We start from the raw sequence: 5357 nt of genomic DNA, 5'->3' as shown, positions 1-5357 counted from the left end.
ATTTGTGATAGCCTCATTTGTGCTTACTTTGGTTTCAGTGATTCAAATATGAATCACATGAGGCTATTTTGCATGTATTCCGTCCTCTCGCAAGTTCAGTAGGTCGAGGTTGAAAATGATCAGGTTCAGGCTGAGAGAGCGGATGGCAGATCTCTCTTTCCGTGAGGGGAGGGTGGTCAGTTTGCTGGAGGTTGCTGAAGCAACGGGGCTGGCGAGATCAACTTTGAATCGGATTGCGAACGTGCGCGGCTACAGCACGTCTACCGATGTGATTGATAAGTTATGTAGTTACTTTGGTTGCAGCGTGGCTGATCTGGTGGAGCATCTCAGCGATGAGGATCTGACCACATAGAAGGTCTGGCTGGGACAAATGGCATGTGGGACAGGGGTAACATTCGGTCAAGCATGGAGATGCGAGATTTCTGTGTTGTCCCAAATCCGTCCCAGTTTTGTCCCAGAAGTTTTCGCTGGCCCCAGAAACGACAAAGCCGGTCAGGTTAAGTACCTGACCGGCTTCATCTTTTAATTGGCTCCCCGAGCTGGACTCGAACCAGCGACCCAATGATTAACAGTCATTTGCTCTACCGACTGAGCTATCGGGGATCGTCACAACGGACGCGAATGATAGAGAGGCCGGGGAGGGTGGTCAAGCGTCAGGGGGCGGTGAGCATGCATAAAATTGCTCATAAAAAAGCCGTCCGCACCGCGAGGGGTGGGGACGGCTTCCGGAGCGCGTGACGGCGGGCCCGGAGGCCCGGCGATCAGCCCTCGATGGCCTTGCGGATACGGCCCAGCGCGTCTTCCAGCACGCTCTGCGCGGTCGCGTAGGAAATGCGCATGTGGCCGTCGAGGCCGAAGGCCGAGCCCGGCACCACGGCGACGCCGACGCTGTTGAGCAGGTGCTCGGAGAACGCCAGGTCGTTCGCCAGGCCGAGCTTGGCGATCGCGCCCTCGACGTTGGCGAAGGCGTAGAACGCGCCGTCGGCCGGCGAGCAGGAGATGCCCTCGATGGTGTTCAGGGTGGCCACGACATAGTCATGGCGCTCCTTGAAGGCCTTGACCATGGGCACCAGGACATCCTGCGGGCCGTTCAGCGCGGCTTCGGCGGCGACCTGCGAGATCGAGGTCGGGTTCGAGGTCGACTGCGACTGCACGTTGGTCATGGCGGCGATGAGCTTCTGCGGGCCGGCGCAGTAGCCGATGCGCCAGCCGGTCATGGCGTAGGCCTTGGACACGCCGTTGAGCACGATGGTGCGGTCGTACAGGTCCGGCGCCACGGTGACGATGTTCTCGTACTTCTCGGCGGTCCAGATGATGTGCTCGTACATGTCGTCGGTGGCGACCAGCACCTGCGGGTGCTTGCGCAGCACCTCGGCCAGCGCCAGCAGCTCGGCCTTGCTGTAGACCATGCCGGTCGGGTTCGACGGCGAGTTCAGCACCAGCAGGCGGGTCTTCGGCGTGATGGCGGCTTCGAGCTGGGCGGCGGTGATCTTGTAGCCCTGCGACTGCGGGCACTCGACGATCACCGGGGTGCCGTCGGCAATGATCACCATGTCCGGGTAGGAGACCCAGAACGGTGCCGGAATGATGACTTCATCGCCCTTGTTCAGCAGCGCCAGCGACAGGTTGAAGAAGCTCTGCTTGCCGCCGCAGGACACGAGGATCTGGTTGGCCGCGTAGTCCAGGCCCTGATCGCGCTTGAACTTGGCGATGATGGCCTTCTTCAGGCCCGGGGTGCCGTCGACCGCGGTGTACTTGGTGAAGCCCTTGGCGATGGCGTCCTGCGCGGCGGCCTTGATGTGCTCCGGGGTATCGAAGTCCGGCTCGCCGGCGCCGAGGCCGATGATGTCGCGGCCCGCGGCCTTCAGCTCGGCGGCCTTCTTGGTGACAGCCAGCGTGGGGGAGGGCTTGATGCTGAGAACACGTTGCGAGAGCTGAATATCCACGGATGATTCCTCGTGCCTTGCGGGCTTGGGCAGGGTGGGGACAAAAACGGCGGAATGATACCGGAACAATCCCGGCGATAACACCGCCGCCGGGCAGGGTTTTGGCGCCTGCGACCATGGTCTGCCGGCACCGCCGGCCAGTCTGCCCGAGCGGCTGTGACTTTGCGGTCATGACTTGTCGTGTGCGGCCGCCGTGATCCGGTCCGGACTCAGGCCGGCCCGGCGTCGCCGGGCTGGTCGAACAGCTGCCGGCCGAGGATCGGGGTCAGCAGCGGTGTCACGCCCTCGGCCTCGATCTCGCGCAGGAAGCCGGGCAGGTCGACGCCCGGCAGCAGGTCGGGCTCGGCCTCGACGGGCGTGATCATGGTGTCCCAGTGGCAGGGGATGATCCACTTCGGCCGGAGGTGTTTCACGATGTCGCGCACGTAGTTCGGCCGCGCCTGGCGCCCGATCGCGCAGAGACAGACGATGTCGCAGCGGTGCCCGGCCAGCTCGGTGTCGATGAAGTCCGCCGAGTCGATGTGCATGACCCGCAGTCCGCCGGTGTCCACCAGCCAGTTCAGCACCAGCCCGTGCGGCAGGTCGGCCATGCGCGGCGGCCATGGTGGCGGCGCGTGCAGGTCGCCGGGAAACGGAATGCGGCCGAAGATGCGTCCGTGCAGCGAAGGCAGGCCGCGCACGGTCCACGGGCCGGAGGCGATGTCCTCGCGCCCCGCGGTGGCCAGCAGCTGTTCCGGCGGCAGGCCGGCGGCGATGCCGACCTGCACGGCGGTGGACGAGCCGATCAGGCGCGCACCGGTCTGCCGGCACAGGTCGGGGGCATCGAGGATGTGGTCGTAGTGGGCGTGGCCGATGAGCACGTCGTCGGCTTCGGGAATCAGACGCGCGATGAGCGCGGTGTCGGGCACCAGCGGCCGCGTCAGCGAGGCCAGCAGGCCGGGGCGCGTCAGGTAGGGGTCGAGCACCACGGTGTGGCAGCCGTCGCTGATGACGAAGCCGGCGGTGCCCAGGTAGCGGATCTCCAGTGTCGCCGGCGCATCGTCACCGGGTGCCGGCGTGGCCTGCGGGCCGCCTGCGGCCGGGTTGCAGGCGGCATCGGACAGGGCGTAGAGGTCGGGGTCCGGCTGTCGGAGACCGATCAGGCGTTTCCAGCGGGGCATGGCGTGTCTCCGGGCGGGGCGGGTGCATCCGTCCGGCAAAGGTTACACTCGGAGGTTTCAGCGCGTNAAGGCGTTTTCGAGGTGGTGTCGCGCTACCAGCCGGCCGGCGACCAGCCGACGGCCATCGAGGGCCTGGTGCAGGGCGTGGAGGACGGCCTCAGCCACCAGACCCTGCTCGGCGTCACCGGCTCCGGCAAGACCTTCACCATGGCCAACGTGATCGCCCGGCTGCAGCGGCCGGCCATCATCATGGCGCCCAACAAGACGCTGGCGGCGCAGCTCTACGGCGAGTTCAAGGAGTTCTTCCCGAACAACGCCGTCGAGTACTTCGTCAGCTACTACGACTACTACCAGCCGGAAGCCTATGTGCCGTCGTCGGACACCTTCATCGAGAAGGATGCCGCCATCAACGAGCACATCGAGCAGATGCGCCTGTCGGCCACGCGCGCGCTGCTGGAACGGCGTGACGCCATCATCGTCGCCACGGTGTCGGCGATCTACGGCCTCGGCGACCCCGAGGCCTACATGAAGATGCTGCTGCACGTGGCGCGCGGCGACCGCGTCGACCAGCGCGCGCTGCTGCGCCGGCTGGCCGAGCTGCAGTACACGCGCAACGACATCGAGTTCTACCGCGGCAACTACCGCGTGCGCGGCGACATCATCGACATCTTCCCGGCCGAGTCCGAGGTCGAGGCCGTGCGCATCGAGCTGTTCGACGACGAGGTCGAGTCCATCTGCTGGTTCGATCCGCTCACCGGCGCGGTGCGCAAGCGCGTGGCGCGCGTGACCATCTACCCGAAGTCGCACTACGTGACGCCGCAGGAGCGCATCCACGCCGCCATCGACGGCATCAAGGACGAGCTGCGCGCGCGCCTGGAATGGTTCCGCGCCAACGACAAGCTGCTGGAGGCGCAGCGCCTGGAGCAGCGCACCAAGTACGACCTGGAGATGCTGCAGCAGCTCGGCTACTGCCAGGGCATCGAGAACTACTCGCGCCACCTGTCCGGGCGCGAGCCGGGTTCGGCGCCGCCGACGCTGTTCGACTACGTGCCGCCGGACGCCATCCTGCTGATCGACGAGTCGCACGTGACCGTGCCGCAGATCGGCGGCATGTACAACGGCGACCGCTCGCGCAAGGAGAACCTGGTCAACTACGGCTTCCGCATGCCGTCGGCCATGGACAACCGGCCGATGAAATTCGAGGAGTTCGAGCGCATCTCGCCGCAGACCATCTTCGTCTCGGCGACGCCGGGGCCGTACGAGCAGGCGCACGCCGACAACGTGGTGGAGCAGCTGGTGCGCCCGACCGGCCTGGTCGATCCCGAGGTCGAGGTGCGGCCGGCGGCGACCCAGGTCGACGACCTGCTGTCGCAGATCCGCCAGCGCGTGGCGGTGCAGGAGCGCGTGCTGGTGACCACGCTGACCAAGCGCATGGCCGAGGACCTCACCGAGTACCTGTCCGAGCACGGCGTGAAGGTGCGCTACCTGCACTCCGACATCGACACCGTGGAGCGCGTGGAGATCATCCGCGACCTGCGCGTGGGGGTGTTCGACGTGCTCATCGGCATCAACCTGCTGCGCGAGGGCCTGGACATGCCCGAGGTGTCGCTGGTGGCGATCCTCGATGCCGACAAGGAGGGCTTCCTGCGCTCCGACCGGTCGCTGATCCAGACCATCGGCCGCGCCGCGCGCCATCTCAACGGCAAGGCCATCCTCTATGCCGACCGCATGACCGGCTCCATGGACCGTGCCATCGGCGAGACCGAGCGCCGGCGGGCGAAGCAGATCGCCTTCAACGCCGAGCACGGCATCACCCCGACGGGGGTGGCGCGTTCGGTCAGCGACATTCTGGAAACCTATGCCGGCGCCGCGGTCGCCAATGGCGGCGGCTCCGGCGCCCGTCGCGGCGGCGGCCTGGCCGGGCGTGGCGAGCGCCCGGGCAGCCGTCCGGCGCCGCTGGACGCGAAGGCGCTGACGCAGCAGATCCAGCAGCTGGAAAAGACCATGCTGGAAAAGGCGCGCAACCTGGAGTTCGAGGAGGCGGCGCGCCTGCGCGACGAAATGCATCGCCTGCGCGAGCAGATCAAGCTCGCCGGCTGAGGCCGGCGGGCGTGTCAAGCGCTGGTGCCGGCTGCAGGAGTCGTGACGGCCTCTGGTCTTCCGGCAGGGAATGTGGCAGGCGGGCGGTGCCCATGCCCGCTTTTTGTGCACATGGCCGCAGCAATCGTGTGCATTTCAGGCAAAACCCCGG

The 5357-nt window shown here is 66.3% G+C and carries 4 protein-coding genes and 1 tRNA gene; 2 read left to right on the top strand and 3 right to left on the bottom strand.

All coding sequences use genetic code 11. The annotated features are described in order from the left end of the window. The first annotated feature begins 115 nt into the window (after positions 1–115). Positions 116–352, top strand: a complete 237-nt coding sequence (locus tag C5O18_RS11160) for a helix-turn-helix domain-containing protein (RefSeq protein WP_105192402.1) — start codon at positions 116–118, stop codon at positions 350–352. 175 nt (positions 353–527) lie between these two features. Here the strand turns inward: C5O18_RS11160 and C5O18_RS06105 are convergent. The 3 genes from C5O18_RS06105 to C5O18_RS06095 all read right to left on the bottom strand — a co-directional run bounded on the left by C5O18_RS06105 (position 528) and on the right by C5O18_RS06095 (position 3106). Further along, positions 528–603: transfer RNA gene (locus C5O18_RS06105), tRNA-Asn, on the bottom strand. Positions 604–761: 158 nt separating this feature from the next. Beyond that, a complete protein-coding gene (locus tag C5O18_RS06100; RefSeq protein ID WP_105192400.1) occupies positions 762–1946 on the bottom strand; it encodes a pyridoxal phosphate-dependent aminotransferase in 1185 nt (394 codons plus the stop codon). 209 nt (positions 1947–2155) lie between these two features. Beyond that, entirely contained in the window at positions 2156–3106 is a 951-nt protein-coding gene (locus C5O18_RS06095; RefSeq protein WP_105192398.1) for an MBL fold metallo-hydrolase, read from the bottom strand. 3 nt (positions 3107–3109) lie between these two features. Between C5O18_RS06095 and uvrB the strand changes: the two genes are divergently transcribed. After that, the gene (uvrB, locus tag C5O18_RS06090; RefSeq protein ID WP_206389756.1) at positions 3110–5206 is read left to right on the top strand and encodes an excinuclease ABC subunit UvrB; all 2097 of its coding nucleotides are present in this window, start codon (positions 3110–3112) and stop codon (positions 5204–5206) included. Positions 5207–5357: the final 151 nt, after the last annotated feature.

The organism is Amnimonas aquatica (genome assembly GCF_002943415.1).
Taxonomy (GTDB): domain Bacteria; phylum Pseudomonadota; class Gammaproteobacteria; order Pseudomonadales; family Moraxellaceae; genus Perlucidibaca; species Perlucidibaca aquatica_A.
The sequence above is the reverse complement of the archived record's forward strand: the minus strand, read 5'-3'. Positions and strand labels throughout refer to the sequence as shown.

What these genes read in the sequence shown, in the direction of transcription:
- C5O18_RS11160 (WP_105192402.1), top strand. Translation starts at nt 116, where the DNA reads ATGATCAGGTTCAGGCTGAGAGAGCGGATGGCAGATCTCTCTTTCCGT.
- C5O18_RS06095 (WP_105192398.1), bottom strand. Translation starts at nt 3,106, where the DNA reads ATGCCCCGCTGGAAACGCCTGATCGGTCTCCGACAGCCGGACCCCGAC.